25 protein-coding genes are annotated in these 25,027 nt (G+C 70.6%); 11 read left to right on the top strand and 14 right to left on the bottom strand.

Annotated elements, in window-relative coordinates:
* Positions 1 to 156: 156 nt before the first annotated feature.
* Positions 157 to 720 carry a helix-turn-helix domain-containing protein gene (locus ABD256_RS27310; RefSeq protein ID WP_344424855.1) on the bottom strand — a complete coding sequence of 188 codons (564 nt, stop codon included), beginning with the start codon at positions 718 to 720 and terminating at the stop codon, positions 157 to 159.
* Between the two features lie 39 nt (positions 721 to 759).
* On the opposite strand from ABD256_RS27310, the gene ABD256_RS27305 reads away from it, so the two are divergent.
* Positions 760 to 1,278, top strand: a complete 519-nt coding sequence (locus ABD256_RS27305; RefSeq protein ID WP_344424852.1) for an arsinothricin resistance N-acetyltransferase ArsN1 family B — start codon at positions 760 to 762, stop codon at positions 1,276 to 1,278.
* 11 nt (positions 1,279 to 1,289) lie between these two features.
* On the opposite strand, the gene ABD256_RS27300 is transcribed toward ABD256_RS27305, so the two are convergent.
* On the bottom strand, positions 1,290 to 2,309 hold the full coding sequence (locus ABD256_RS27300) for a substrate-binding domain-containing protein (RefSeq protein ID WP_344424849.1): 1,020 nt from the start codon (positions 2,307 to 2,309) through the stop codon (positions 1,290 to 1,292).
* A gap of 119 nt (positions 2,310 to 2,428) precedes the next feature.
* Here ABD256_RS27300 and ABD256_RS27295 point away from each other — a divergent pair, with 119 nt between their 5' ends.
* Positions 2,429 to 3,061, top strand: a complete 633-nt coding sequence (locus tag ABD256_RS27295) for a TetR/AcrR family transcriptional regulator (protein WP_344424846.1) — start codon at positions 2,429 to 2,431, stop codon at positions 3,059 to 3,061.
* A 1-nt stretch (position 3,062) separates the two neighbouring features.
* Here the strand turns inward: ABD256_RS27295 and ABD256_RS27290 are convergent, their stop codons facing one another.
* On the bottom strand, positions 3,063 to 3,515 hold the full coding sequence (locus tag ABD256_RS27290) for a GbsR/MarR family transcriptional regulator (RefSeq protein WP_344424843.1): 453 nt from the start codon (positions 3,513 to 3,515) through the stop codon (positions 3,063 to 3,065).
* A 545-nt stretch (positions 3,516 to 4,060) separates the two neighbouring features.
* Positions 4,061 to 4,597 carry a TetR/AcrR family transcriptional regulator gene (locus tag ABD256_RS27285; RefSeq protein ID WP_344424840.1) on the bottom strand — a complete coding sequence of 179 codons (537 nt, stop codon included), beginning with the start codon at positions 4,595 to 4,597 and terminating at the stop codon, positions 4,061 to 4,063.
* Positions 4,598 to 4,673: 76 nt separating this feature from the next.
* On the opposite strand from ABD256_RS27285, the gene ABD256_RS27280 reads away from it, so the two are divergent.
* Positions 4,674 to 5,888: an FAD-dependent monooxygenase gene (locus ABD256_RS27280; protein ID WP_344424837.1), complete on the top strand. Its 1,215-nt coding sequence runs from the start codon at positions 4,674 to 4,676 to the stop codon at positions 5,886 to 5,888.
* 44 nt (positions 5,889 to 5,932) lie between these two features.
* Here the strand turns inward: ABD256_RS27280 and ABD256_RS27275 are convergent, their stop codons facing one another.
* Positions 5,933 to 7,081, bottom strand: a complete 1,149-nt coding sequence (locus ABD256_RS27275; RefSeq protein ID WP_344424834.1) for a sialidase family protein — start codon at positions 7,079 to 7,081, stop codon at positions 5,933 to 5,935.
* Positions 7,082 to 7,385: 304 nt separating this feature from the next.
* Between ABD256_RS27275 and ABD256_RS27270 the strand changes: the two genes are divergently transcribed.
* From ABD256_RS27270 to ABD256_RS27255, 4 genes are all read left to right on the top strand, one after another.
* Complete coding sequence (locus ABD256_RS27270) at positions 7,386 to 8,981, top strand: ABC transporter substrate-binding protein (RefSeq protein ID WP_344424831.1); 1,596 nt, start codon at positions 7,386 to 7,388, stop codon at positions 8,979 to 8,981.
* Entirely contained in the window at positions 8,978 to 9,934 is a 957-nt protein-coding gene (locus ABD256_RS27265; protein ID WP_344424826.1) for an ABC transporter permease, read from the top strand. Before ABD256_RS27270 ends, ABD256_RS27265 begins: the two co-directional genes overlap by 4 nt.
* Positions 9,931 to 10,779 (top strand): ABC transporter permease, encoded by an 849-nt coding sequence (locus tag ABD256_RS27260; protein ID WP_344424823.1) that lies wholly within the window; start codon positions 9,931 to 9,933, stop codon positions 10,777 to 10,779. The genes ABD256_RS27265 and ABD256_RS27260 overlap by 4 nt, the downstream gene beginning before the upstream one ends.
* Positions 10,780 to 10,846: 67 nt before the next feature.
* Complete coding sequence (locus ABD256_RS27255) at positions 10,847 to 12,403, top strand: amidase (protein ID WP_344424820.1); 1,557 nt, start codon at positions 10,847 to 10,849, stop codon at positions 12,401 to 12,403.
* On the opposite strand, the gene ABD256_RS27250 is transcribed toward ABD256_RS27255, so the two are convergent.
* The 5 genes from ABD256_RS27250 to ABD256_RS27230 all read right to left on the bottom strand — a co-directional run bounded on the left by ABD256_RS27250 (position 12,382) and on the right by ABD256_RS27230 (position 17,404).
* Positions 12,382 to 14,496 (bottom strand): phage holin family protein, encoded by a 2,115-nt coding sequence (locus ABD256_RS27250; RefSeq protein ID WP_344424817.1) that lies wholly within the window; start codon positions 14,494 to 14,496, stop codon positions 12,382 to 12,384. The two genes, ABD256_RS27255 and ABD256_RS27250, sit on opposite strands and share 22 nt — an antisense overlap.
* Positions 14,493 to 15,101, bottom strand: coding sequence for a DedA family protein (locus ABD256_RS27245; protein ID WP_344424814.1), 609 nt, complete (start codon positions 15,099 to 15,101; stop codon positions 14,493 to 14,495). The genes ABD256_RS27250 and ABD256_RS27245 overlap by 4 nt, the downstream gene beginning before the upstream one ends.
* The gene (locus ABD256_RS27240) at positions 15,098 to 15,886 is read right to left on the bottom strand and encodes an MBL fold metallo-hydrolase (protein WP_425546526.1); all 789 of its coding nucleotides are present in this window, start codon (positions 15,884 to 15,886) and stop codon (positions 15,098 to 15,100) included. Before ABD256_RS27240 ends, ABD256_RS27245 begins: the two co-directional genes overlap by 4 nt.
* Before the next feature lie 83 nt (positions 15,887 to 15,969).
* Positions 15,970 to 16,356 (bottom strand): hypothetical protein, encoded by a 387-nt coding sequence (locus ABD256_RS27235; protein WP_344424809.1) that lies wholly within the window; start codon positions 16,354 to 16,356, stop codon positions 15,970 to 15,972.
* Between the two features lie 214 nt (positions 16,357 to 16,570).
* A complete protein-coding gene (locus ABD256_RS27230; protein ID WP_344424884.1) occupies positions 16,571 to 17,404 on the bottom strand; it encodes a helix-turn-helix transcriptional regulator in 834 nt (277 codons plus the stop codon).
* A 115-nt stretch (positions 17,405 to 17,519) separates the two neighbouring features.
* Here ABD256_RS27230 and ABD256_RS27225 point away from each other — a divergent pair, with 115 nt between their 5' ends.
* Positions 17,520 to 18,581 carry an aldo/keto reductase gene (locus tag ABD256_RS27225; protein WP_344424806.1) on the top strand — a complete coding sequence of 354 codons (1,062 nt, stop codon included), beginning with the start codon at positions 17,520 to 17,522 and terminating at the stop codon, positions 18,579 to 18,581.
* Between the two features lie 3 nt (positions 18,582 to 18,584).
* On the opposite strand, the gene ABD256_RS27220 is transcribed toward ABD256_RS27225, so the two are convergent.
* Positions 18,585 to 18,938, bottom strand: a complete 354-nt coding sequence (locus ABD256_RS27220) for a hypothetical protein (protein WP_344424803.1) — start codon at positions 18,936 to 18,938, stop codon at positions 18,585 to 18,587.
* 130 nt (positions 18,939 to 19,068) lie between these two features.
* Between ABD256_RS27220 and ABD256_RS27215 the strand changes: the two genes are divergently transcribed.
* The 3 genes from ABD256_RS27215 (at position 19,069) to ABD256_RS27205 (ending at position 21,293) form a co-directional block, all read left to right on the top strand.
* A complete protein-coding gene (locus ABD256_RS27215; RefSeq protein ID WP_344424800.1) occupies positions 19,069 to 20,013 on the top strand; it encodes an SGNH/GDSL hydrolase family protein in 945 nt (314 codons plus the stop codon).
* Between the two features lie 125 nt (positions 20,014 to 20,138).
* Positions 20,139 to 20,696: an EF-hand domain-containing protein gene (locus ABD256_RS27210; RefSeq protein WP_344424797.1), complete on the top strand. Its 558-nt coding sequence runs from the start codon at positions 20,139 to 20,141 to the stop codon at positions 20,694 to 20,696.
* Between the two features lie 81 nt (positions 20,697 to 20,777).
* On the top strand, positions 20,778 to 21,293 hold the full coding sequence (locus tag ABD256_RS27205) for a DUF6069 family protein (protein ID WP_344424795.1): 516 nt from the start codon (positions 20,778 to 20,780) through the stop codon (positions 21,291 to 21,293).
* On the opposite strand, the gene ABD256_RS27200 is transcribed toward ABD256_RS27205, so the two are convergent.
* The 3 genes from ABD256_RS27200 to ABD256_RS27190 all read right to left on the bottom strand — a co-directional run bounded on the left by ABD256_RS27200 (position 21,281) and on the right by ABD256_RS27190 (position 25,025).
* A complete protein-coding gene (locus ABD256_RS27200; protein WP_344424793.1) occupies positions 21,281 to 22,708 on the bottom strand; it encodes a phytoene desaturase family protein in 1,428 nt (475 codons plus the stop codon). The genes ABD256_RS27205 and ABD256_RS27200 overlap by 13 nt on opposite strands.
* 233 nt (positions 22,709 to 22,941) lie before the next feature.
* Positions 22,942 to 24,435: an aldehyde dehydrogenase family protein gene (locus ABD256_RS27195; protein ID WP_344424790.1), complete on the bottom strand. Its 1,494-nt coding sequence runs from the start codon at positions 24,433 to 24,435 to the stop codon at positions 22,942 to 22,944.
* Positions 24,432 to 25,025 (bottom strand): hypothetical protein, encoded by a 594-nt coding sequence (locus tag ABD256_RS27190; protein WP_344424787.1) that lies wholly within the window; start codon positions 25,023 to 25,025, stop codon positions 24,432 to 24,434. The genes ABD256_RS27195 and ABD256_RS27190 overlap by 4 nt, the downstream gene beginning before the upstream one ends.
* Positions 25,026 to 25,027 lie beyond the last annotated feature (2 nt).

Here is a 25,027-nt window from a genome sequence, read left to right as displayed (position 1 = left end):
ACGCCGGAGGGCCAAACCTCCATCTCCCACACAGCATCACTTCAAGTACCCGCACCTACCAAACGACTCCTCTCCATGTTCGCGACACAACAAAGCCCTCTTTAAACCGCACCCCGACACGACGAACCAACCCGCAACAGACCGGCGAACCAACCACTAGACACGTCGCTTCGCAATGGCAACAAGGTAATGACAGTCCGCAGAACTGGGATTGACGTACACACACGGCTCAGCCGGACCGAGCCGCAAGCAGTCACCAGGGCCGAGTTCGTGCACGAGGTCACCCTCGCGGAAGCGCAGCTGCCCTTCGAGCACCCAGATCTGCTGATGGATGAAGGCGTAGACGTCGGCGGCGTAGGAAACCTCCGCGCCGGGCGGCAGCACCACGTCGACCAGTTCGAGCGGGCCGCCCGCGGACGGTGACACCGCCCGCCGCCGGTATCCGCTGACCGGGTCGGTCCACGTCGGCTGGTCGGCGGCCCGCACGAGCCTCGGCTCGTCCGCTTCGGCGCGCGCCACCAGTTCCGACAGCGTCATGCCCAGTGCGGCCGACAGCCTGCCGAGCAGCGCGGCGGTCGGCTGGGCCTCGCCGCGTTCGATTTTCCCGATCATCGCCCGTGAAACACCGGAGCGTTCCGCGAGCGCGCTCGCCGACAGGTCGCGGGCGAGCCGCGCGGACTGCACCGTCGCGGCCAGCGCCGCCGAAAGAGGATCCGACACGTGTTCACTATAGGGCACATCGGTGGTTACTATGGTGTCATGCTCATCCGCGACGCGACCACCGAGGACGCCGAAGCCTGCGCGGCCATCTACGCCCCGTACGTCACCGACACGGCGATCACCTTCGAATACGCCCCGCCATCACCGGCCGAGATGGCGACGCGCATCGCGAACGCGGTGAAGACGCACGCCTGGCTGATCCTGGAGAACGACGGTCAGGTCACCGGTTACGCCTACGGCAGCCCGTTCAAGTCCCGCGAGGCCTACCGCTGGTCGTGCGAGGTCAGCGTCTACCTCGCGCGCGGCACGCACCGCCGCGGCGGAGGCAGGGCGCTGTACACCGCGTTGCTGGAACGCTTGGCGCAGCGCGGTTTCCGGACCGCCGCCGCGGGCATGACACTGCCGAACGAAGCCAGCGTCGGCCTGCACCGCGCGATGGGCTTCGAACCGATCGGCACCTACCGCGACATCGGCTGGAAGCACGGCCGGTGGCGCGACGTGGCCTGGGCCCAGCGCGCGCTCGCCACCGGCGACGACCCGCCCGCCGAGCCGCGGTAGGCGCGAGCAGATCACCGCGCGGTTCGCCGCCACGGCGTGCCGAGCAGGGCGGGAACGAAGATGTCCTCGGCGGTGAGCAGCCGCCTGGACAGGCCCTGTTCGTGGTGGTAGCGCAGGAAAGTGTCGACGGCCTCGCGGTTGGCTTCGAGACCGTACGGCCACCAGTCCTCGCCGAGCAGCGCGCGGTTCTCCGCGAACAACTCGCTGAACCAGGGGGTGATCACGGCCATGTGCTGCTTCGCCGCATTGGCCCGGTAGTGCTCCTGCACGATTTCCTTTGCCTGGCAGAAAGCCCGGTAGACCGACTCCACCAGACCAGGAATCCCGGCCAGTTCCCGGCGGATCGCGACGACGTGCATCATCGGGAAGATGCCGGTGCGGCGGTAGTAGTCCCGCTCGACCGCTTCGTAGTCGACGAACAACCGCCGGATCTTCTTCGTCGAGCCGTCGAGCAGGCCCCTCGGCACGTCGACCGACAGCAGGGCATCGATCTCACCCGCTTCGAGCAGGGCGCCCAGGGTCTGGTCAGCATCGGCGTGGCGGACTCGAACGCCGTCGGGAACGGGCTGCGGGATCCAGTCGAACGACGGAATGGGGTGATCGGTGCCGCCGATCACCCAGTCCATCCGCTCCGGCGGCACACCGTATTCCTCGGCAAGGACACCCTTGATCCAGACGCCAGGATCGGAGCCGTACAGCGCGAACTCGCCGACCGTCTTGCCCGCGAGGTCCTCCGGCCGCTCGATCCCGCTGTCGACGTTCACGAACAGCGACGAGTGCCGGAAGTTGCGGTTCGGGAAGACCGGCAGCGCCAGGAAGGGCGATTCGTCCAGATCGAAGCTGCGCAGGAAGTAGGTCAGCCCGAACTCGGCGACGTCCAGTTCTCCCTTGGCCATGCGGTAGAAGACGTCGGAGATCAGCGTCGAGGTGTCCAGGGTGGCGTCGACGCCGTCGATCGCGACCCGACCGTCGAACAGCGGCTCGGTGTGCTCGTACCGGTAGACGCCCAGCTTGAGCTTCAGATCGGCCATGAAGGGCTCCCTCTCCGCACCGGCCGCTTCCGTGAACGACCTTTCACTTTTATAGTGATACGAGACGCCCGCCATCGTCAAGGCGAATGGTCGTTCATTTAAGGGAAGGGGTGTGCCCCGTGCCACGCATCACCGCCGAACGCCGGGCGGCGAACCGGTCGCAGATCGTGGCGGCGGCCCGTCGCTGCTTCTCGCGCGACGGCTTCCACCAGACCTCGATGCCCGACATCGCAGCCGAAGCGGGCGTGTCGGTCGGCGCCCCCTACCGCTACTTCGCGGGCAAGGAGGAGATCATCCTCGAGATCGCGGGCGACGCCTTCCGCGTGATGTTCGATCCCGTCGAGCGCCTCGTCGACACCGCCGACGACGTGACGGTCGCCGATCTGGTCGCCGCGGCGATCGACCCGGTGAGCGGTGACGTCGCCGTCGACCGGTCCGGCCAGGCCGTCCCCGTCGGCGAACTCCTGCGCTGTGCCGTCCAGGCATGGGGCGAACTGCTTCGGCACCAAGGGCTGCGGAAGCAGGCCGAAGCGGGCTTCGAGCACGTGCGCGGACGTATCGCGGACGCGCTCCGCAACGGCCAGCGGGCGGGCAGCGTGCCCGCCGACCTGGATCCCGATCGCGGAGCGCGGGTGGTGATGGCGTTGCTGCACGGATTCGTGCTGCAGTACACGGCGTTCGGACTCGACGACACCGCCGGTTTCACGCGCGACGTCCGCATCGCGCTCAGCGACGCCGGGCTGCTCCGCTGACCTACCGGGGGTTGCGCACCGCGATGTCCCGCAACCAGGTCAACGACTCCTTCGCCACCTTGATCCGCGCCGTGTCGGTACCGGCGCGCCCGGCCAGCGCCTCCCCCTCCTCGGCGATGTCGTTGAACGCGCCGAGGCTGTCCAGCTTGCGCTGGATCACCTTCTGCCACGCGTCGTCCTCGATCCGGTAGTACGCCGTGCGCTCACCGGGGCGCCGCGCCCTGCGCACCAGCCCGATGCTGGTCAGCAGGCGCATGTTGGACGTCAGCGACGCGCGGCTGGCCTGGATCGTGTCCGCGATCTCGCCCGCCGACTGCTCCGGCGGGTCGCAGATCATCAGCCAGCCGAGCACGCGGCCGGTGATCGGCGGCAGCCCCCATTCGTCGACGCAGAACGCGGACACCCGCTCCACCCACGGCAGTAGCTGGCCGGCGGCCGGTTCCTCGTTCGACATCATTTCAGTATCAACTGAAATGACTAGCACTGTCAATCCCGCTTGGCTTCCAGTGGGCTGGAGGTTTCTTTTCCCCTGAAGGCCACAGTGATGTATGCGCGTCGGTTCCGGTGAGGTGGGTGGCGGATGCGTGGAGCCGTCGGGGCCTTGGTCCGTGAAGGTCGCCTTCGGGGAATCTGACGCCGCGATCTCGCCCCTCGCGGCGTGCGGCATGGTGGTGCTGATGCCCTGAAGGTGACCTTCGCGGCGTCAGATTCCCTCAAGGGCACCTTCAGGGCATGCGCCCTGGAGCGGGAGCAGCCCCGGCGAAGGCCACATCCGCGACATGCACATCCCTGAAGGCCCCTGCAGGGACCTGAGCGCGGACGGGGGAAAGAGGCGCGGGCGGCGAAATCCCAGCACATGCCCTGAAGGTGCCCTTCGCGGCGTCAGACTCCCCGAAGGGCACCTTCAGGGCATGCGCAGCGGACCTCACCTCGGCCTCTACAGGAGCATCCTTCACGGCACTGAATGCCGTCAAGGTGGCCTTCAGGGCATTGGGAGAGCTAGCCGATGCCCAGTGCGGCGCAGGCGGCGTCGATGGCGGCCTTTCGCAACTCGGCGGGATCGGCGTCGGCGAACTGGACGGTGCAGTCCTGGAGCCCGCCGAGCGCGACCACCGCGCGCGTCGCCTGCGCCAGTGTCGGTTCGCCGCCGAACAGCAGCGAGGCGAGCCGGTCCCGCCACGCCACGACGAGGTTGATCAGCCCGAGCTTCACGAGCGTGTTCAGTTCGGCGAGGATGAACATGATCTCCTGGCGGCGCGCGTAGTGGAAGTCGAAGTACCCCGCCAGCAGGGTTCTCGCGTCCACGTCCTGACGGGCTTCCTGCTCGTGCAGGAATGCCTCGCCGTCGTCGATGAGCGGCTGCACGATGCTGCGCACCAGTTCTTCCCGTGACGAGAAGTGGTAGTACAGCGCGGGTTTGGTGATGCCGAGCCGGTCCGCGATCTCCTGCAGGCTGGTGGCCTGCACGCCCTTCTGGGCGAACAGCTCCCGCGCGGCCGCCTGGATGCGCTGTTTCGTGTCGGACGATTTTGCCACTTCCCGAGCTTAGCTTACTTACCGGACGGTAAATTGCTACCATTGTACTTACCTACCGTTAAGTAAGGGGTTGATCATGCGTGTCCTCATCTCCGGCGCCAGCGTCGCCGGTCCCGTGCTCGCCTACTGGCTCGCCCGCCGCGGCTTCACCGTCACCGTGGTCGAACGCTCCCCCGTGCTGCGCAAGACGGGCGGCCACGCGGTCGACCTGTTCCGCCCCGCGATGGACATCTCGGAGAAGATGGGCGTGCTGCCGCGCATCGAGGGCCTCGCCACGGGTACCACCCGGATGACGGTGGTGCGCGAAGGAACCGCCCGCCCGACGACGGTAAACCTCGGGAAGATCTTCGCCGCCGCCTCGGACCGGCACGTCGAGATCATGCGCGACGACCTGAGCGAGATCTACTACGACGCCGCGTCCGACGACGTCGAGTACCTGTTCGGCGACTCCATCACCGCCGTCTCACCGGACGGTGAAGTCACCTTCGAGAAGCACGAGCCGCGCCGGTTCGACCTCGTCGTCGGCGCCGACGGCCTGCATTCGAACGTCCGCGAACTGGTCTTCGGCGCCGAGTCGGAGTTCACCCGGTTCATCGGGGCCTACCTCGGGGTGTTCTCCGCGCCGGGCGAACTGAGCCGCGACGGCGAAATGCTCGGTCACTTCGGCGTCGGCCGCATGGCCGGGCTCTACAGCGCGAAGGATCTCGACGAAGCGCGCGCGGTGTTCCTGTTCCGCTCCGAGCACGAACTCGACTACCATCACCGCGACACCGAACGGCAGAAAGTCCTGCTGCGCGAGGCGTTCCGCGACATGCACGCCGACGTCGACCGCTGGCTCGACGAACTCGACCGGACGACGGCGTTCTACTTCGACTCGATCACCCAGCTACGCATGGAAACCTGGTCGCGCGGCCGCGTCACCCTGGTCGGCGACGCGGGCTACTGCCCCGGTCCCGCGGTCGGCGGCAGCACGAGCCTCGCCGTGCTCGGCGCCTACGTGCTGGCGGGCGAATTGGCCGAGGCAGGCGGCGACCACGAACGCGCTTTCGCCGCGTACGAACGGGAAATGCGCGATCTGGTGCGGCACAGCCATACGTTCGCACTGGGCACCGCGAAGAGCCTCATCCCGTCGTCCCGGTTCGGCGCGTGGGCGCTCGTGCGGGGCGCGCAGCTCATTTCCGCGTTGCCGTCGGGGGTCAGCAAGGCGATCGCGCGGCTCAACGCCAAGGGGGTCCGCATGCACGATTCGATGACCGTCAAGGACTACTCGCCGCGCGCGCTGGCGAACTGAACCGCCGTGGCCGAAGCACGCGGCTCCGGCCACGGCGTGCGCGGTCACCGGTATCGGCCCGCCGTGCTGTAGACACCGACGACGGCGTGCCTGCCGAGGTCGTAGGTGAGGGTCAGGAACCGGCCTGGCCGGATCTCGGCGCTCGACGGGTTCGCCTGGTCGAACACCGGGGCACCCGGTGTCCCGACGTCGTAGAGCAGCACGTCCTTGCCCTCGTCGAACGTCCCCTTGGGACGGTCGAGGAGCCTGCCGACCGTGGGGCGGCCCGGCGCGGGGGAAAACCGGCCGGACACGTCGCCGTAGGTCAGCAGCACGCTGCCCTCGGCCGTGGTCAGCAGGTGGTGCGAACTCGCCGGGATCCGGGTCGGCTGCGGCTCGGTCCAGTGCGCGCCGCCGTCCGGCGAGCGGGAGAGGTAGGCGATCCCGGTGTTCGTCCGGATCAGCGCGACGAGCTGACCGTCGCGCAGCACGGTCAGCACCGGCTCCTGGAAGTGGATGCCGGGGCGGGCGGCGATCACCGTCTCGCCGCGCCAGGTGCGGCCGCCGTCGGTCGAGCGCACGACCGAGGCGCGCTGCCACTTGTCGTGCGGCAGGGTGCCGTACAGCGGGGCGAGCAGTGCGCCGCCGCCCGTGGCGACGATCGCGCCGTGGCTAGCCGCCCAGCCGAGCCAGTACCCCGAATCGCTTTCGTTCGACGGGCCGGTCATCGCCGTGTCGATCTTCTTCGGCGCCGTCCAGGTGCGGCCGCCGTCGTCGGACCGGATCACCGAAGTGCCGCGCGAGATCGCGGGACTGGTGCGCCAGTCGATCTCGAAGTAGGTGACGAAGAGGGTGCCGCGGTCGGTCACGGTGAGCTTCGGGTCGCGATCGTCGAACGGGGTGTCGAGCAGCGGGCGAGGGGCGCTCCAGGTGCGCCCGCCGTCCGCGCTGGTCACCGAAAGGAGCTTGCCGTCCATTCCGACGTGGCCCACGCCTTCGCGGTAGGCGGCGAACAAGGAACCGCCGCGCAGGCGGACGAGATCGGGGAAGTAGGCGTTCTTGCCGCTGGCCGCGACGGCGACGACGGCATCCGGCTTGCTGTTCACCGGCTGAGACGGCTTTGCGGCCGGAGCCGCGGCGGCCTGGGCCATCGGGGTGAACGAAACGCCCGCGATCGCCAGCAGCATCCCTGCGCGTGCCAAAAATCTTCGCATGTCAATTACCTTTCCGGGTGTATTTCGAAAATCGAGTGGAAATGCGGTGCCCAGAACAGGTCTACCGTGTGCGCCGGAAACCGGATACGGCGGCCGCGCATACGACGCCGAAAAGCCGTTCCGCGATGGCGAACGCGTCCCCTTGACAACCCGGGAGGGCGGGGCGAGTATCGCTCGGCATGGAACCGGATTCCGCGTAGCCGGGCGCCGGATCGCCGTCGGCGCCCACTGGGGGAACCGCGCGCGCTCGACCGTCCACAAAGGATGAAACTGGCCCCCGGAGACGGGCGAGCGAAGGGCAGGCATGGCGGTTCGGAAACTGCTCGTCGCGGCCGCCGCCGCGCTGGTGCTCGCGGGCTGCGCGGCCGATCCGACGCAGTCGCGCGGTGGCGTCGCGGACACCCTGACGATGTACCTGTACCAGAAGCCGAAGGTGTTCTCGCCGCTCGCTCCCGCGAACGGGCCGGACCAGCTCGTGCTGTCGTTCGTACTGGAATCGCTGTACGGCACGGACGCGCAGTACCGGCAGAGGCCGATCCTCGCCGCTGCCCCGCCGGTCGTCTCGGCGGACGCGAAGTCCTTCACCATCACGCTCAAACCGGGCCTGAGCTGGAGCGACGGCAGGCCGTTCACCTCGAAGGACGTCGCGTTCTCGTTCACCGCGCTGGCGAACCCCGCCACCGGCAGCGCGTTCACCGGCCGGTTCGCCGACGTCGCGGGCGCCGCCGAGCTGAAGAGCGGCGCGGCCTCGACGCTGGCCGGGATCGGCACCCCGGACGACACCACGGTGACCATCCGGACGAGCAGGCCGGCCGCCGGTCTGCTCGCGCTCGTCGGGTACCTCCCCCTGCTGCCCCAGCACGTGCTGGGGCAGGTCCCGCCGTCGAAGCTCGGCGCCGACCCGTTCTTCACCAAGCCGTCCGTGGGCACCGGCGCCTTCCGGTTCGTCGGCTACCAGACCGACCAGTACGTCGAACTCGCGGCGAACCCGCGCTACCGCCGGCCGGTGCCGGTCAGGAAGGTCATCCTGAAACCGGTCAGCTCGGACGTGGCCACCGGTCAGCTCGGCACCGGCGAGATGGACCTCGCGCAGATCTCGCCGACCGATCTGCCGAGCGTGCGGAAACTGCCGGGGATCGCCATCGTGAAGGCGCCGAGCCCCGGGTTCACCCGGATCGCGGTCAACCAGCGGCAGGCGCGCTTCCAGAACCCGTTGGTGCGAAAGGCCTTCCTGCACGCGATCGACCGGAAGTCGCTTGTGGACACCGTGCTCGGCGGCGCGGGGTCCGTGGTGAACTCGAGCTTCTCCGGCGACGCCGCGCCGTCGGAACCGGACGGCTACGCCTACGACCCCGGCGAAGCGAAGCGGCTGCTGGCCGAAGCGGGCTGGGATCCGGCCCAGCCGGTGCGGCTGAGCTGGGTCCCCGGCCAGCGCGACCGGGACACCACCGCGACGATCGTGCAGAGCCAGTTGCGGGCCGTCGGCGTGGCCACCGAGCTCAAGCAGGTGCAGGCGGGCGAGCTGACCCAGTCCTATGCGGACGCCAGCTTCGACCTCGCGCTCTTCGGCGGCGGCAACTACGCCACCGACCCGTCCTCGGTCGGCGCGATCGACGCCTGCGCGCAGGCGTACCCGGCAGGCGGCAACGTCGGCCGCTTCTGCGACCCCGCGTTCGACGAGCTGATGGCGAGGGCGAACGCCACCGCGGACCCCGCCGCGCGGACGGCGTTGTACCGCCAGGCCGCCGCGCTGGAGAACGCGCGGGCCCCGTACGTCTGGCTGTACAACCCGGACACCATCTGGGCGCACGCCACCCGGCTGCACGGGTTCACCCCGAACGGCGCGATCAACAACGAGGTCGGCGCCTGGCAGTTCGCTGACTGGAAGCTGGGCCAGTGACGGTATTCGTGGTCCGGCGGGTGCTGGTCAACCTCGGCGTGTTCCTGCTGATCAGCGTGGGGGTCTTCCTGCTGGTGCGGGCGGCGCCCGGCGACCCGGTGCGGATGCTGATCAGCCCGGACCAGCTCCAGGGCGACGCCGGGTTCATCGAGGTGAAACGGCACGAGCTGGGGCTCGACCAGCCGCTGCCGACGCAGTACTGGACGTGGTTCACGCACGCGCTCACCGGCGATCTCGGGCACTCGTTCGTCAGCGGGCGCCCGGTGACCGAGGTGCTCGGCGAACGCCTCGCGCCGACGCTGGAGCTGATGGGCACCGCGCTGGCGCTCGCACTGGTGATAGCGCTCGGGCTCGGCGTGCTCGCGGCCGTGCGGCGGAACTCGTTCGCCGACTACGCGGCGACGGGCCTGAGCCTCGGCGCGGTGTCGCTGCCGCCGTTCTTCCTCGGCATCGTCGCGATCTACTTCGTGTCGCTGCGCTGGGGCCTGCTGCCGTCGTCGGGGATGACGACGCCGGGGGTCGTCGATCCGCTCGACCAGCTCCGCCACCTCGCGCTGCCCGGGCTGATCCTCGCGTTCATCACCGCGGGGCCGTTCACCCGGTACGTCCGAAGTGGACTCATCGAAGAACTCGGCGCCGACTACGTGCGCACCGCCACGGCGAAGGGCGTGTCACCGGCGAGGGTCGTGGTGCGGCACGGGCTGCGCAACTCGCTGATCCCGCTGATCACCGTGGTGATGTACCAGATCCCGCAGCTACTCGCCGGCGCCGTGGTGCTGGAGCAGGTGTTCGCCTGGCCGGGGATGGGCCAGCTCGCGATCTCCTCGATCACGCAGCAGGACTACCCGGTGATCATCGGTTTCGCGCTCTACGTCGCGATGCTCGTGCTCGCCTGCAACCTGATCGCCGACCTGCTCTACGCCGTGGTCGACCCGAGGGTGGGCCTGCGATGAGCACTCCTCGCGGCAGGGCGCTGGCCCGCTTCCGCCGCAACAGGCTCGCGGTGGCCGGTGCCGTGGTGCTGCTCGTGATCGTCGTGCTGGCCGTGCTGGCGCCGGTGCTCGCGGCCGACCCGGACGCGGTCGACCTCGCCGCGGCGGGACGGGGACCGTCCGCGGCGCACTGGTTCGGCACCGACCCCTCCGGTCGTGACGTGTTCGCCAGGACCCTCGACGCGGGACGGGTTTCCCTGCTCGTCGGGCTGCTCGCGGCCGCCTTCGCGGTGCTGCTCGGCACCGTGCTCGGCTCGCTCTCCGGGCTGCTCGGCCGCTGGGTGGACTCGCTCGTCATGCGCACCGCCGACACCGTGCTGTCCTTCCCCATCGTCGTGGTGGTCATGGTGCTCGCCGGGATCGTCGGGCCGAGCGTGCCGGTGCTGGTGCTCGCGATCGGGTGCACCCAGTGGCCGATCGCCGCGCGCGTGGTCCGCGGCGTCACGCTTTCGCAGCGCGATCGCGCGCACCTGCAGGCGGCCAGGGTGAGCGGTGCGAGCACGGGATGGCTCATCCGCAAGCACGTGCTCCCGGCCGCGCTGCCCCCGGCCACGGTGACCGGCACCCTCGCCGTCGCGCAGGCCGTGATGCTGGAGACCACGATGTCGTTCCTCGGGCTCGGCGTGCGGCCACCGCAGGCGAGCTGGGGCAACATGCTGACCGACGCGCAGAACCTCACGCTGATCCAGACCATGCCGTGGCTGTGGATCCCGCCGGGGGTCGCCATCGCGCTCACCGTGCTTTCGGTGAACTTCGTCGGCGACGGCCTGCGCGACGCCGTCGACCCGAAGCAGGTGCACCGATGAAGGACCACACGGACGCTCCTTCGCTACGGTCGTTGCGCCGCGTGCCAGGGGGTAGTGGTATGGACCCATGCGAAAAGCAGCAGCACTCACCTTCGCTTCCCTGATCGCCGCGACCTGCCTCACGGCACCGGCGTCGGCCGACGACGGGTGTCCCGTGGATCTCGACACCGTCACCATTCCCCAGCTCCAGCAGAGGATGCACGACCGAAGGCTCAGCTCGGTCGCACTCACCTCGGCCTACCTCGCCCGCATCCGCACGGTGGACCGCAAGGTCAACGCCGTGCTGCGCGTCGACGAGACCGCGCTGCGGCAGGCCGCGGCGAGCGACCGCCGCCACCGCACCGGCAGCACGCGCGGTCCGCTGGACGGCATCCCGGTGCTGCTCAAGGACAACATCGACACCGGTGACCTGCCGACGACGGCCGGCTCGCTCGCGCTGGCCGGGCCGCCGCCGTCGCGGGACGCGACGCTGGTCACCAGGCTCCGCGCGGCGGGCGCGGTCATCATCGGCAAGGCGAACCTGTCCGAGTGGGCGAACTTCCGCGCCGCGAAGCCGACTTCGGGCTGGTCCGCGGTCGGCGGCCAGACGAACAACCCGTACGTCCTCGACCGCAACCCGTGCGGCTCCTCCGCCGGTTCGGCCGCGGGGCTGGCCTCATCGCTCGCCCAGGTGGCGATCGGCTCCGAGACCGACGGGTCGGTGGTCTGCCCGGCGGGGATGAACGGCGTGGTCGGGCACAAGCCCAGCCTCGGCCTGGTGAGCCGGTCCGGGGTGGTGCCGATTTCGGCCGAGCAGGACACCGCGGGGCCGATGGCGCGCAACGTCGTCGACACCGCGATCACGCTGTCCGTGCTGCAGGGCCGTGACCCCGCCGACCCGGCGACCGCCACCTATCCAGCGGACCAGACCACCGACTACGCGGCCGCGCTGCGCCCGGACGCCTTGCGCGGCAAGCGGATCGGGCTGTGGCGGCTGCCAACGCTCGGCAAGGAGGTCGACGCGGTGATGTCGCGGGCCGCGGACAAGCTGCGGGCCGCGGGCGCGACCGTCGTCGAAGTCGAACTCCCCCACCAGGACCGCATCGCGGCACTGGAGTTCCCGGCACTGCTGAGCGAATTCCACCGGGACATCGACAGCTACCTGCGCACCAGGACCGGCGCGCCGCGCGATCTCGCCGGGCTGATCGAGTTCAACCGGACCCATCCCGGCGAGCAGACCTGCTTCGCCGGGCAGGAGCTGTTCGAGCAGGCACTGGCCGCGCCGCCCACCACCGATCCGCAGTACCAGGCCAACCGGCGCGAACTGCGAACGCTGTCGCGGCAGTCGATCGACGACACGATGGCGCGCTACCGGCTCGACGCCATCGCCTCGCCGACCAACCCGCCGGCGTGGACGACGGACTGCGCGCGGGGCGACAACGACGTCATCCCGTCGTCCACCCCGGCCGCGGTCGCGGGCTACCCGTCGGTGTCGGTGCCCGCCGGCTCGGTCGGCGAGCTGCCGATCGGCGTGCTCCTGATGGCGGGGCACTGGCAGGACGCGAAGCTGCTGTCCATCGCGGGCGCCGCGGAGCGCAAGCTCGACGCGTGGCGCCCGCCGCACTACCTGCCGACAGCGGGCTGATCGGCGGCTCGGCTGGCGTGCGCCGGTACGCGCACGTCCGCCAGCCAGTCCCGGAACAGCCGGTGCACCCGCTCCGCGCCGACGATCTCGGCCGGCACCTCGAACTCCTTGGGGTGCACCAGGAACGCGCGCGACTGCGGGCCGCCGAGACCGCCGTGCGAGCCCACGTGCGGTTCGAACGGTGAAGCGTCCCCTGTGGACGGATCGTACCTGCTGTTGATCATCAGATCGGCGCAGTGCGGGAACCGGTCGACGCGGCGGATCAGGCCGGCGGCGTGCTCGCCGTAGCCGAGCAGTGGGTCCTCGCCGATGACCACGCCGGTCTCCAGCCGGTGCAGCCCGTCGCGGCCGAGCACCACCGGCCCGAACTCCTCGCTGCGCACCAGGATGAACCCGACGCCGTCGTGGTCCACAAGGGACGGCAGCAGCTCCGGGTACTCGCGCTCGACGGTTTCCAGCGGCACCCTGCCCTCGTGCCCGGTGAACGACACCATCGCGAGATGCCCCGACACCACCGTCACCACGCCGGGCGCGACCCTGCTGACCTCGCCCGGCTTGCCGCTTTCCGTGCGGGGACGGTCGTCCGCGGAACCGGCGCGCTCGACCCTGCCCCGCAGGCGTCGCGCGATCAGCCCGCCACCAGAGGTCGCCTCGGCGAGCGCGGCGCCCACCTGCCAGCCCTCCGCGGAACGGCGGGCGCTGTGCGCGCCGGGATCGTCGCCGGAGCCGCCGCAGAGCCTGCCGACGAGCGACTCCATCGGCTCGCCGAACCGGTCGGCGAACGCCCAGCCCTGGGTCTGCCCGTGATCGGAGAGCACCACCACGTGGTAGCGGCGGGTGCTGAGCTGGCAGGCGCGGGCGATCCGGCCGATCTGCTGGTCGATCGAGCGCAGCACGGCGAGTGCGTCGAACCGCTCGATCCCCGAATGGTGCGCGACCTCGTCGTAGCCGAGGAAGTCCGCGTACACCGCGGGCCTGCCGTTGAGGATGTCCTCGATGATCGCCGAGACCACGACGTCGCGCGCGATCACCGTGGTACCCGGCCTCGCCAGCGGGTACCAGCCGCCCCGCTTGGTCCGGGGCCGCACGTCGGCGCGACGCTGCCGAGAAGCGGCCGAAAGCTCACGCCCGACATCGACGAGCGACGCGGCGAACGTGCGCAACGCGTTGACGGGGTTGGCGAAGTAGGCGTAGTACCCGGCGCCGATTCGGTCCTTTTTGGACCGTCGTTTGTCCTTGGGCACCAGCCCGGCGATGGAACTCATGGTGAGGCTGAAATGCGGCGCGTCCCCGGTGAACAGGTTGCCGCGTGCGGCGCCGTCGTCGGCGAGCAGGCCCTTGCCGTCGCTGTGCCGCCGCTCGATCTCCGCCGCGTCACGCGGGTGCGCGCACGCCATCACGTGGTCGCGATCCTTTTCGTACCAACGGAAACCGAGGATGTCGTGATTGGACCCGTGCAGGATCCCGCACACGCTGGCCCCGGTCTGCGAGCTCCAGTCGGTGTGCCACAGGGAAAGCGCGTGGCTTCCGCCGGTGAGCCACGCGGCGAGCGTCGGCATGTCACCGTCGCGGACGGCGCGGCGGACCACGTCGTACCCGAGCCCGTCGACCTGGAGGAACAGGATGCCCGGTGACTCGGGCGCCCGGTTCCCGGCACCGCGGCGTGCGCGGCGGGCCGCCCTGCGGAAGAAGATCTCGTCCTCGTCGACCGCGAGCACACCGGTGATCAGCGCGCCGACCGCGGCCATCACGAGCACCACGACCACCGCCGAGCCGAAGTCGTGGATCTCCACGCCCGGCATCGCGCTGAAGATCGCGAGCGCGCCCGCGCCGAGCAGGAGAAAGGACCCGATGCCGAAGGTGAACATCGCCACCGGCAGCGCGATCCGCAGCACCAGCGGCCACACCACGGCGTTGAGCAGGCCGAGCAGGAGCGCGCACACGGTCGGCTGCCACCAGTGGTGCATCGCGAACCCCGGCAGCAGCGCGTCGGTGGCCCGCAGCGCGCCGACGACCGCGAGCCACACCAGCAGGATCCGCGCCGCCGCCCGGCCGCCGCGCAGCAGCCTGCCCTTCGCCGGGGGAAGGTTCATGACCGCTCTCCTGCCTTCTTCCGCTTCCGCAGCCGCGAGACCACGTTCATCAGCACCGTCACGAGCAGCACCAGCACCGTCGCGAGCACGGTGGCCACCAGCGGCGAATCGAAGATGCCGCCGCTGACCACCCCGAGCAGCGCGTAGGCGACCGCCCACACGAAGCACGCGGCGAGCGAGGCCGGCACGAGCCTGCGCCACGGGTAGGCGAGCGCCCCAGCGGCGAGCAGCACCGGGATCCGGCCCGCCGGGACGAGCCTGCCGATCACCACGATCTGCCAGCCGCGCCGGGTGAACTGGTCGCGTGCCTTTTCGAGCTGGTCCGCGCGCTGCCCTCGGGCCACCCAGCGCACCGCGGCCTGGCTGCCGAGGCGCGCGATCCCGAACGTCGCGACGTCACCGGCGAAGGCGGCGACGGTGGACAGGATGAGCACGAGCGGCAGCGAAAGGTGGCCGGTGGTCATCGCGACCGCCGCCGCGGCGCCGACCACCGCGCCGGTGGGCACGATCGGGATGATCGACCCGAGCAGCACGCCACCGCCCAGCACCGGGTAGCCGACGTTCGCGGTGTCCGACCAGTCGAACGCGAGCACGACCGTGCTCACGAGCCGGACCTCGCGCCGGGCAGCACGCGATCGCCCGGTTCGGTGACGATCACCTCCGTGCGCGCGTGCGTACGCGCCACCGCGGCCGCGAACTCCCGCGGCGGGTCCACCAGCAGCCGCCGCATCGTCCGGCCCACGCCGAACGGCACCCTCGTCAGCCCGGTCAGCGCCAGCGTTCCCCAGTGGACGGGCACCGCGACGGCAGGTTCGATCAGCTCAACGGCCTTCGCCGCCCGCTCGGGGTCGAGATGGCCGGGGCCCAGCGTCGGCCCCCAGCCCCAGACCGGGACGAGCGCCACGTCGACCGGCCCGATTTCGCGCATCCCGTCGAAGAGGTCGGTGTCACCGGCGGCGTAGATCCGCGTGCCGCCGCCGCTGACCAGGTGCCCGACCGCGGGTGCCTGCGGGCCGTGGGTGAGGCGCGGCCCCCACCGGTGCCCGGAGTGCCTGGCCTCCGTCGCCGTCACGGTCAGCGCCCCGTCTTCGATGGTCTCACCTGGCGCGATCTCGCTGACGTCGGTGAACCCCTTCCCTCGCAGCCACGCCCCCGCGCCGCGCGGCACCACGATCGACGTGCCCCTGCCGAGCACGCGCAGGGAGTTCAGGTGCAGGTGGTCCCCGTGCAGGTGCGAGATGAGGACCGTGTCCACGTCGGCCCACGCGTCCTCGCCGAGCGCGCCGGTCACCCTGCGCAGCGGCCCGATCCGCGGTGTCAGCACCGGATCGGTCAGCACCACCCGCCCGGCCAGCTCGATCCTGACCGTCGAGTGGCCGAGAAACCGCATGTCAAGTCCCTGCACACGTCGAGTATCACCAAAGACGGCCGGGTGCGCGCCCCGACGCGGGTGATCCGTTCGTCACGGGGCGCCTACCGTGCATCGCGCCACGCGTTGAGGTCCTTCTCCCAGCCCTTGTTGTCGGTGGTCTCCATGAACTCCTTGCGGTCGATCAGGAGGTAGATCTCGCCCGCCGTCCTGGTGTCGACGATCAGCGGCTTGCCCCGGTCGAGCAGGCCGCCGATGAAGCGGCCGTAGAGATCGGTGAACTCGCGCCGGATGGTCGTGACGTCCTCGCGGCGCAGCACCAGGTCATGCGTGTCCGACCAGGTCCGCAGCACCACGCTGTCCCCGTCGAGCTCGATGGCACCGCGCCGCCGGAACAGCGCCTTCTGGCTCACCCCGCCCGCGGCCTTGTCCGCCGCGGTGTGACCCGCCAGCTCGTCGGCCGTCGCGGCGAGGTACTCACCGGTCTTCATCGCGCTTCCTCCCTGGACCGTCCACAGTGGAAACCATGGCGTTGTCTCCGAGGCTAGGCGCAGCACCCCGTCAACCGCATCGGGCCGCAGAACGACGGCCGATGCGACTCAGGGTGGCCGCGGACATGCGCCCACAGGATGACGCGGACAGCGATTTTCACACCACCGACCAGCCGAACACCGTGCCCGCCAAAACGCGAGCACAGAAGCCCGCTCACCGAGCGAACAACCGCTCCAAAGCCACCCGGCTACCGTCATCCGCGGCGCGGTAGATCACCAAGAGCTGATCCGGATCCTGAAGTGGCGTAAGCGTTTCGAAGTGCACCCCGATCAACCCGGCAACAGGATGCCGCATCTCCTTGCGCCCCCGCCCCATGACCTTGACGTCCCGCTCGCCCCACCACCGCGCGAATTCCCGGTCCCCAGCAGTGAATTCGGCGATGAGGTCGGCCAGCGCGTGATCCTCCGGATGCGCGGCCCACGCGGTACGAAGGTGGGCGACGCCCTCCCGCACGACGCGTTCGCGGTCGACGTAGAACTCGCGGATCTCCGGATGCAGCAGGCACAGCCACATCGAATTGCGCTGCGCCGGTGGCAGGGTGCCGAAATCCAGGAGCAGCTTCGTCATTTCGCCGTTCCAGGCCAGGATGTCGTAGCGGTGGTTCATCAGCATGGCGGGCAGCGGCGACAGATCGGTGACGAGCCGGGCCAGCGGCGGCGCGGCCGCGGTGGCGAGCTTGTCCGCGGTGCGGGGGCGCTGCTGGGCCAGGTCGAAGAGGTAGGCGCGTTCGTCGGGGGCCAGGCGCAGCGCTCGCGCCAGCGCCTCCACCACCTCCGCCGAGGGCCGCAGCCCGCGGGCCTGTTCCAGCCGCACGATGTAGTCGATGCTGACCCCGGCCAGTTCGGCGACCTCTTCGCGGCGCAAGCCCGGGGTGCGCCGGGCTTGCCTGCGCGACGGCAGGCCGAAGTCGTCCGGGTCGAGGCGTTCGCGCCGGGTCCGCAGGAACGCGGCCAGCTCCTGTGTCGTGTCCACGGTGCGGGTCATCACGATCGACATTACAGCAGGGTAGGACTGGCCCTCCCAGGAATTTCCTTCCCTTATTCCCAGCTCATGGCGGTTGCAGGCTCGTCGTCGACACCGATCACGAGTACAGGAGGACACGATGCCGCTCACTCTCGACACCTACCGGCTGCTGGGCCGCTCCGGGCTGCGGGTCTCCCCGCTGGCGCTGGGCGCGGCGACCTTCGGCACCGAGTGGGGCTGGGGCGCCGAGCAGGACGACGCGCGCAAGCTGTTCGACCGCTACGTCGAGCGCGGCGGCAACTTCATCGACACCGCGAACACCTACACCAATGGCAGTTCCGAGCGCCTGCTGGGCGAATTCACCCGCGACAACCGCGAAAGCCTGGTGCTGGCGACGAAGTACTCGACGCTGAGCCGGCCGGGCGATCCGAATTCCGGGGGCAGTCACCGCAAGAACCTGTTCGCGTCGGTGGAAACCAGCCTGCGACGGCTGAACACGGACTACCTCGATCTGCTCTACCTGCACGTGTGGGATTTCACCACCTCGGCCGAGGAGGTCCTGCGCGGCATGGACGACCTGGTCCGGCAGGGCAAGATCCTGTACGTGGCGATGTCCAGCGCCCCGGCCTGGCAGGTGTCGCGCATGCAGGCGATCGCCGACCTGCGCGGCTGGTCGCCGCTGGTCGCGCTGCAGATCGAATACAACCTGATCCAGCGCACCGCGGAACGCGACCTGATCCCCATGGCACGCGAGCTGGGCCTGGGGGTGCTCCCGTTTTCACCGCTGGCAGGCGGGGTGCTCACCGGCAAGTACAGCCGCGACGACCTGACCGCGACGGAGGTCGACGCTGACGGCACCCGCAAGGGCTTCAACATCGCCAACGGCGACGTCACCGAACGCAACCTCGCCATCGCGGACGTCGTGCTGGAGGTCGCCGCGGAGATGGGCCGCACACCCGGCCAGGTCGGCCTGGCCTGGACCCTGCGGAACCCGGGCGTGACCGCACCGATCATCGGCGCGCGCACCCCCGCGCAGCTCGAGGACAACCTGGGTGCGCTGGAGGTCGACTTCACCGCCGCCCAGCTGGCCCGCCTCGACCAGGCCAGCGCGATCGAACTCGGCTACCCGCACGACCTGCTCGCCAGCGAGAGGGGCCGCGCGTTCAACAGCGGCGACCTGTCGATCGAAACCCGTCACTGACGCTCAATCGGAGCGCAGCGGTTTTTTAGAGGATCCCTCTGCATCGGACGGGGCGACGTGCGGCTGGATCCGCAGCGCCAGTGCGAGCGCGAGCCGCCCGGCCGGGTCGTCGACCGTGCCGCCGAACAGCTCGCGGTCCGCGGCCGCTTCGGGGTGGCCGATCTCGGCGAAGAACGCGGTCAAGGCGGCGTTCACGGTCACCTGGAGGTTCGCCGCGGTCGCCTCGTCGAGCGGCTGCCGCAGCCCCGCGTGCACCTGCTCGATCGCGGCGCCCGCGATCGCGGCCACGTCCGGTTCGAGCTGGGTGAGCACCGCCGCGTCCAGCCGTCGCCACGCGCGCCCCGACCCCATCGTCATAGAGGGAGCCTACAAAAACCCCGGCCACGGACGCGCGTCGCGCGCCTAGTGCGCCCGGCCGCGCCGGACGATCCTTCTCACACCAATCATGAGAGACCTTCACATTCACTGACGCATGCAGGAGGCAGCCGTGACCGTCCCCGCCCCACCCCGGCCACGCCGGGCAAGACTCGCCCGCGCCGCGGCGGTGACCGGTACCGCGCTGGCGATGATCGGGCTCGGCACGCCCGCGACGGCGGCGCCCGCGCGCCAGGTGTACGTGGCGATGGGCGATTCGTTCGCGGCCGGCGCGCTGGTGCTGCCGCAGAGCGACCTGTTCACCTGCGCGCGTTCCGCCGTCGACTACGCGCAGTTGCTGTCGAAGAAGATCAAGCCCGCCGCCACCCGTGACGTCACGTGCAGCAGCGCGACCACCGAGGACTTCGGCAAACCCCAGCCGGGCAACGTCTTCGGCACCGCGAAACCGCAGTACGACGCGCTCAGCAGGGACACCACCCTGGTCACCGTGCAGATCGGCGGCAACGACATCGGGCTGGTCGGCCTCGCGACGTCCTGCGTCAACCTGCTGCCGCAGACCGGGATCATCGACGCCCCGCTGCTGGGCAAGTCGTGCAAGGCGACCAGCACCGAGGGCGGGGTCGACCGGTACGCGCGCAGGATCGACGCGTTCGCGCCAACCTACGGCACGGTGATCGAGCAGATCCGCCACCGCGCGCCGAAGGCGAGGATCCTGATGGTCGGCTACCCGACCGGCATCCAGCCCGGCGGCTGCTGGCCGTTCGTGCCGGTGCTGCCGCAGGACGCCGACTACGTCCAGGGCAACATCGACCGGCTCAACACCCGCATGGCGGAACAGGCCGCGCGCCACGGCGCCACCTACGTCGACATCAGGACGCCGAGCATCGGGCACGACGCCTGCCAGGGCATCGGCACCAAGTGGATCGAGGGCGTGCTGCCCACCGTCATCGACAACGGCATCGCACCGCTTCACCCGAACGCCGCCGGGCTGGCCGCCGTGGTCCCCCGGCTCGAGGCCGCGCTGCGCACACCGTCCCTTCAGGACAGTCGCGCGTGAGCACCGGTGGTCCCGGTGTCCGATTTGCCGGGACCACCGGCGCATTAGACCGAATTGACCAACGCGCCGGACCCGCTCGGCGAACTACCATGGAGCCCCACGCCACGAGCGAAGGGACCAGCGCCGTGCCGACGAAGACACCGCCGAGCAGCCGCGATGCCCGGCTCCGCAAGTTCTTCGACTTCTTCGACCTCGACCGCGACGGCGACATCACCCACGACGACCTGCTCGCGATGGCCACCCGCATCGCCGCGGCGTTCGACGTGCCGCCGGGGTCGCCGAAGGACGTCGCGCTCACCGACGCGTTCCAGGGGTTCTGGCACGAGTTGCTGAAGAGCCTCGACATCGACGGCGACCGCCGCATCAACGACCGCGAGTACCGCGACGGCATGATCGCCGCCTTCGCCGTCTCGGGCGGGTTCGAGCACGGGTTGCGCCAGCTCATCAAGGCTGCCGTCGAAGTCGCCGACACGGACGGGAACGGCACGCTCGAACCGGCCGAGTTCCGGCGGCTCGAAGAGGCCATCGGCAATCCGGCGGAGGATTCCGCCGAGGCGTTCGCCAAGCTCGACACGGACAACGACGGCAGCCTCACGGTGGACGAGCTGCTCGACGCCGCGCGCCAGTTCCACACCGGCACCGACCTCGACGCGCTCGGCAACTGGCTCTTCGGATCCCTTTAGCGCTCGTCCGGACAGGCGGGCCACGCCGAATCGCGTGACAATCGGGGGGTAGGGCGCGTCGCCGAGCGGAGGGAACAGCAGATGGCCGACTACCGCGAGAACGTCCGGTACGGGGTGGACGCGGGCCGCCTGTGGGCGGGCGGTGTCGCGACGGCGGTGGTGGCCGCGCTGGTCGCGGTCGTCGGCCTGCTCATCGCCCGCGGCATCTTCGGGGTGGAGGTGCTGGCCCCGAAGGGCGCCGGCATCTGGGGCAACGCCAGCACCACGACCTACGCGATCGTGGCGGCGGCGATCGCGCTGCTCGCCACCGCGCTGATGCACCTGCTCAGCCTCGCCGTCCCGGCACCGGGCACCTTCTTCGGCTGGATCATGGTGCTGGTGACGCTCATCGCCGTGGTGCTGCCGCTCACGCTCACCGTGGTGCTGAGCGCGAAAGTGGCGACGGCGATCATCAACCTGGTGCTCGGGCTCGTGATCGCCGCGGTGATCAGCAGCACCGCGGCGAACTCGCGCACGGTGCGCCGCAAGCAGCAGCCGGAAGCACCCGCGCCGACCCAGCGCTGGGACCAGCCGCCTTCCTCGTACTACGACAACTGAACCCGTTCGAGGTACCGCAGCGCGGCGGCGGCGGCGTTCGCGCCGCACATGCCGTGCGCGCCCGCGCCGGGCGGGGTGGCGGCGGAGCAGAGGTACCGGCCCGGCACGCCGGTCCGGTACGGGTCGAACGCCGCCCTCGGCCGGAACACGAGCTGCCGCAAGGTGTTCGCCCCGCCGACGATGTCGCCCGCGACGTAGTTCGGGTTGTACGCCTCGAACGCGGTGGCCGACCGGCTCTCCCGCGCGACGATCCGCTCGCGGAACCCGGGGGCGAACCGCTCGATCTGCCGGATCACGTGTTCCGTCGCGTCACCGGTGTACCCGCTCGGCACGTGCGCGTAGGCCCACACCGGGTGGACGTCGCCGCGGGATCGGGACGGATCGGCGAGGTACTGCTGCCCGACGAGGGTGAACGGCCGCTCCGGCATCGTGCCCGCGGCGATCTGCCGCTCGGTGGCCGCGATCTCCTCGAACCCACCGCCGAGGTGCACCGTGCCCGCCCGTCGGCAGTCCACAGTGGACCACGGCACGCCGCCGTCCACCGCGAAGTCCACTTTGTACGCGGCCGGCCCGTAGGAGTACCGGCGGTAGGCCTTCGCCACCCGCTTCGGCAGTTCGTCACCGAGGATGCCGGCGACCGCGCGCGGTGCCAGGTCGAACAGCACGACGTCCGACGGCGGCAGCTCGCCGGCCGCCCGCACGCGCACGCCGGTCTCGATCTTCCCGCCCAGCTCGGCGAGCAGGCCCGCCAGCGCGGTGGTGATCGCCGCCGACCCGCCCTCGGCCACCGGCCAGCCCGCCCGGTGCCCTGCCCCGATGATGGTGAGCCCGATGCCCGCCGTGGCAGGCAGGTGGAACGGGTGGAAGGCGTGCGCGGCGACGCCGCCGAAGAGCGCGCGAGCGCCGTCGGTGCGGAACCGGTGCGCCAGCGCCGCCGCGGGCAGCATCGCGCGCATCCCGAAGCGGGCGAGCGAAACCGGATGCCGCGGCACGCGGACGAGCGGGTGCAGCAGGTCTTCGGCAAGCGTGTCGAAACTCGACGACAGCGGCCCGAACAGCCGCCGCCACGCGCGCTCGTCGGCGCCGAGCCCGGCGGCGGTGTCGTCGACGGAACGCAGCAGCAGCGCGGCTTCGCCGGTGTCGAGCGGGTGGGCGCAGTCGATCTCCGCGGTGCGCCAGCGAAGGCCGTGCCGTCCGAGATCGAGCGAACGGAGGAACGGGGACACCGCGGCGATCGGATGGGTCGCCGAGCAGTGGTCGTGCACCAGGCCGGGCATGCCGAGATCGCCGCTCCTGGTGCCGCCGCCGATCTCGCGCCCGGCCTCCAACACCGTCACCTCGACCCCGGCGCGCGCCAGCGCGACCGCGGCGGCGAGCCCGTTCGGGCCGCTGCCGACCACGATCGCGGTGCTCATGCCTCCTCCGCTGGGAAAAGCACGTCGTCGGTCTTCACGGCTCCTCCGCTGGGAAGAGCACGTCGTCGGTACTCATGCCTCCTCCGCTGGGAAGAGCACGTCGTCGGTACTCATGCCTCCTCCGCTGGGAAGAGCACGTCGTCGGTACTCATGCCTCCTCCGCTGGGAAAAGCACGTCGTCGGTGCTCACGGCTCCTCCGCCGGGAAAGAGCACATCCGGGGTACTCATCCGATCACCTCGGAGGTTCCGGGCCGAGCCCCACGTAGACGGCCTTCGCGTCGGTGTAGGAATGGATCCACTCCTGTCCCCCGTCCCTGCCGAGCCCCGAACCGCCCGCGCCGCCGTAGGGCGCGGAACCGTCCATCAGGCCGTGCACGTTGACCCACACCGAGCCCGCGCGAAGCCGTGGCGCGAGCCGGTGCACCCTGACCACGTCGGAGGTCCACAGCCCGGCGCCGATCGCCCCGCCGCCGGAGTTGGCCAGCCGCACCGCGTGCTCGTCGTCGTCGAACGGGAGCACGGTCAGCACCGGGCCCGCCAGCTCGCGGGTGGCCACCACGGCGGCCTCGGTCTCGGCGGTGAGCAGCGTGGGCGTCAGCAGATAGCCCGGCCCGTCCGGGATCCGTCCACGAAGGACCGCCGCCGCGCCACCGGCCTCGGCGAGCGCGACGGCGTCGAGCACGTGCTTCCGATGCGCCGCCGAGATCAGCGGGCCCATCCTGGTGTCCTGATCGAGCGCGGACCCGATCTTCGGCGTGCCGAGTTGCTCGGCGACCCGCTCGACGACCTCGTCGTGGACGGACCGGTGCACGAGCAGCCGCCCGCAGGCGTTCGGGAGCTGCCCGGCCACCTGCCACACCGAGGACGCGACCGCGAGCGCCGCCGTGCCGAGATCGGCGTCGGCGAACACCACCGCGGCATTGGTGCTGCCGAGCTGGAGCAGCACGCGCTTGCCGGGGGTGCGCGCGGCCAGCCCGTGCACCGCCACCCCCGGCCCGGTCGGCCCGGCGTAGGTGACCAGGTCGACCCCGGGATGCGCGGCGAGCGCGGCACCGGTCGACGGGCCGTCACCGGTGAGCACGGTCAGCACACCGGGCGGAAGGCCTGCCTCCATGGCGAGTTCGGCCACGCGCAAGGCGCTGAAGGGTGCCCGCCGCGACGGCTTGAGGATGACGCAGTTGCCGGCGGCGAGCGCGGGAAGGACCCGCAGCAGCGTGGTCACCAGCGGCTGGGTCCACGGCACCAGCACCGCGACCACGCCGACCGGTTCGCGCAGGGTGTAGGCGTGGAAGTTGTGCACGAGCGGGTTGAGGTCGCCGTAGAGCCGCGACGGCCAGCCCGAATAGTACTGGCAGAGCCCGGACGCGGCGTACGCCTGCAGCGGTCCCAGCGCGATCGGGATACCGCCGTCCAACGCCTCCCAGTAGGCGAGTTCGTCCGCGTGCTCGTCGATCAGCTCGCCGAGCCTCGCCAGCGCGAGCGCCTTCTTGCCGGGGTGCTTGACCGACCACCTGCGATCCTCGACGGCAGCCGCCGCCACCGAAACCGCATTGTCCACATCGGACTGACCTGCCGCGGCGACCGAGCCGATCGGCGTGCCGGTGGACGGGTCGTCGACCTCGATCGTCCGCCCGTCCTCGGCCGGCACGCCGCTCTTCTCCCCGAGCAGGAACCCGGCGGGGCCCTCGGCCAGTCGTGCGCGTACGAGGTCCTCGCCGCCGGTCATCCGGCCGGCACCGCCTCACGTGCCGCCTCGGCGGGCAGCGATCGCGCCTCCCCGTACAGCGAATGCCATTCGGACAGGAACATCATCGCCGGTTCCACCGTGGGGTCGTAGGTCGCCGACTGCGCGATCATGAACTGCACGTCCACCGCGCCGTCGCGGTGCGGCACCTGGTTCGTGACGAAGTTCAGCAGCGCGAGGTAGGGCATCAGGAGCTGGATGATCGTCCGGTCCTCGACCTTGTCCACCATCGAGAACAGCTGGGAGGCCACATCGGACAGTGCCTTCTCCATGCGGCGGCGAGGATGCCACACCATCTGCAGCATCTTGCGTGGGACGGAGATCTCCTCCTCGCGCCACGCGGTGACGGTGCCGTCCGGCAACCGGTCGCGGTAGAGCACGTTGTAGTCGTGGCGCCCCGGCAACGGTGCGAAGAAGCGCCAGTTCGGGATCGTGATCCCGATCGGGTCCACTTTGGCCTGCAGCCAGTGTGGCGCGCCGGCCTGCTGGTAGAGCGTCAGCCCGAACCAGGACGCCAGCAGGCCGTAGAGGCTCCACCTGCCCGCGAGCTTCGCGATGGTCGTTCGCCGCATCG

It is taken from the genome of Amycolatopsis minnesotensis, assembly GCF_039529815.1.
Lineage (GTDB): Bacteria > Actinomycetota > Actinomycetes > Mycobacteriales > Pseudonocardiaceae > Amycolatopsis > Amycolatopsis minnesotensis.
The sequence above is the reverse complement of the archived record's forward strand: the minus strand, read 5'-3'. Positions and strand labels throughout refer to the sequence as shown.

Coding starts and splice junctions, on each gene's coding strand:
- ABD256_RS27290 (WP_344424843.1), bottom strand. CDS start 3,515: ATGTCGAACGAGGAACCGGCCGCCGGCCAGCTACTGCCGTGGGTGGAG.
- ABD256_RS27190 (WP_344424787.1), bottom strand. CDS start 25,025: ATGCGGCGAACGACCATCGCGAAGCTCGCGGGCAGGTGGAGCCTCTAC.
- ABD256_RS27220 (WP_344424803.1), bottom strand. CDS start 18,938: ATGACGATGGGGTCGGGGCGCGCGTGGCGACGGCTGGACGCGGCGGTG.
- ABD256_RS27255 (WP_344424820.1), top strand. CDS start 10,847: ATGCGAAAAGCAGCAGCACTCACCTTCGCTTCCCTGATCGCCGCGACC.
- ABD256_RS27205 (WP_344424795.1), top strand. CDS start 20,778: ATGGCCGACTACCGCGAGAACGTCCGGTACGGGGTGGACGCGGGCCGC.
- ABD256_RS27240 (WP_425546526.1), bottom strand. CDS start 15,886: ATGCGGTTTCTCGGCCACTCGACGGTCAGGATCGAGCTGGCCGGGCGG.
- ABD256_RS27270 (WP_344424831.1), top strand. CDS start 7,386: ATGGCGGTTCGGAAACTGCTCGTCGCGGCCGCCGCCGCGCTGGTGCTC.
- ABD256_RS27225 (WP_344424806.1), top strand. CDS start 17,520: ATGCCGCTCACTCTCGACACCTACCGGCTGCTGGGCCGCTCCGGGCTG.
- ABD256_RS27195 (WP_344424790.1), bottom strand. CDS start 24,435: ATGACCGGCGGCGAGGACCTCGTACGCGCACGACTGGCCGAGGGCCCC.
- ABD256_RS27250 (WP_344424817.1), bottom strand. CDS start 14,496: ATGAACCTTCCCCCGGCGAAGGGCAGGCTGCTGCGCGGCGGCCGGGCG.
- ABD256_RS27280 (WP_344424837.1), top strand. CDS start 4,674: ATGCGTGTCCTCATCTCCGGCGCCAGCGTCGCCGGTCCCGTGCTCGCC.
- ABD256_RS27300 (WP_344424849.1), bottom strand. CDS start 2,309: ATGGCCGATCTGAAGCTCAAGCTGGGCGTCTACCGGTACGAGCACACC.
- ABD256_RS27275 (WP_344424834.1), bottom strand. CDS start 7,081: ATGCGAAGATTTTTGGCACGCGCAGGGATGCTGCTGGCGATCGCGGGC.
- ABD256_RS27235 (WP_344424809.1), bottom strand. CDS start 16,356: ATGAAGACCGGTGAGTACCTCGCCGCGACGGCCGACGAGCTGGCGGGT.
- ABD256_RS27260 (WP_344424823.1), top strand. CDS start 9,931: ATGAGCACTCCTCGCGGCAGGGCGCTGGCCCGCTTCCGCCGCAACAGG.
- ABD256_RS27305 (WP_344424852.1), top strand. CDS start 760: ATGCTCATCCGCGACGCGACCACCGAGGACGCCGAAGCCTGCGCGGCC.
- ABD256_RS27200 (WP_344424793.1), bottom strand. CDS start 22,708: ATGAGCACCGCGATCGTGGTCGGCAGCGGCCCGAACGGGCTCGCCGCC.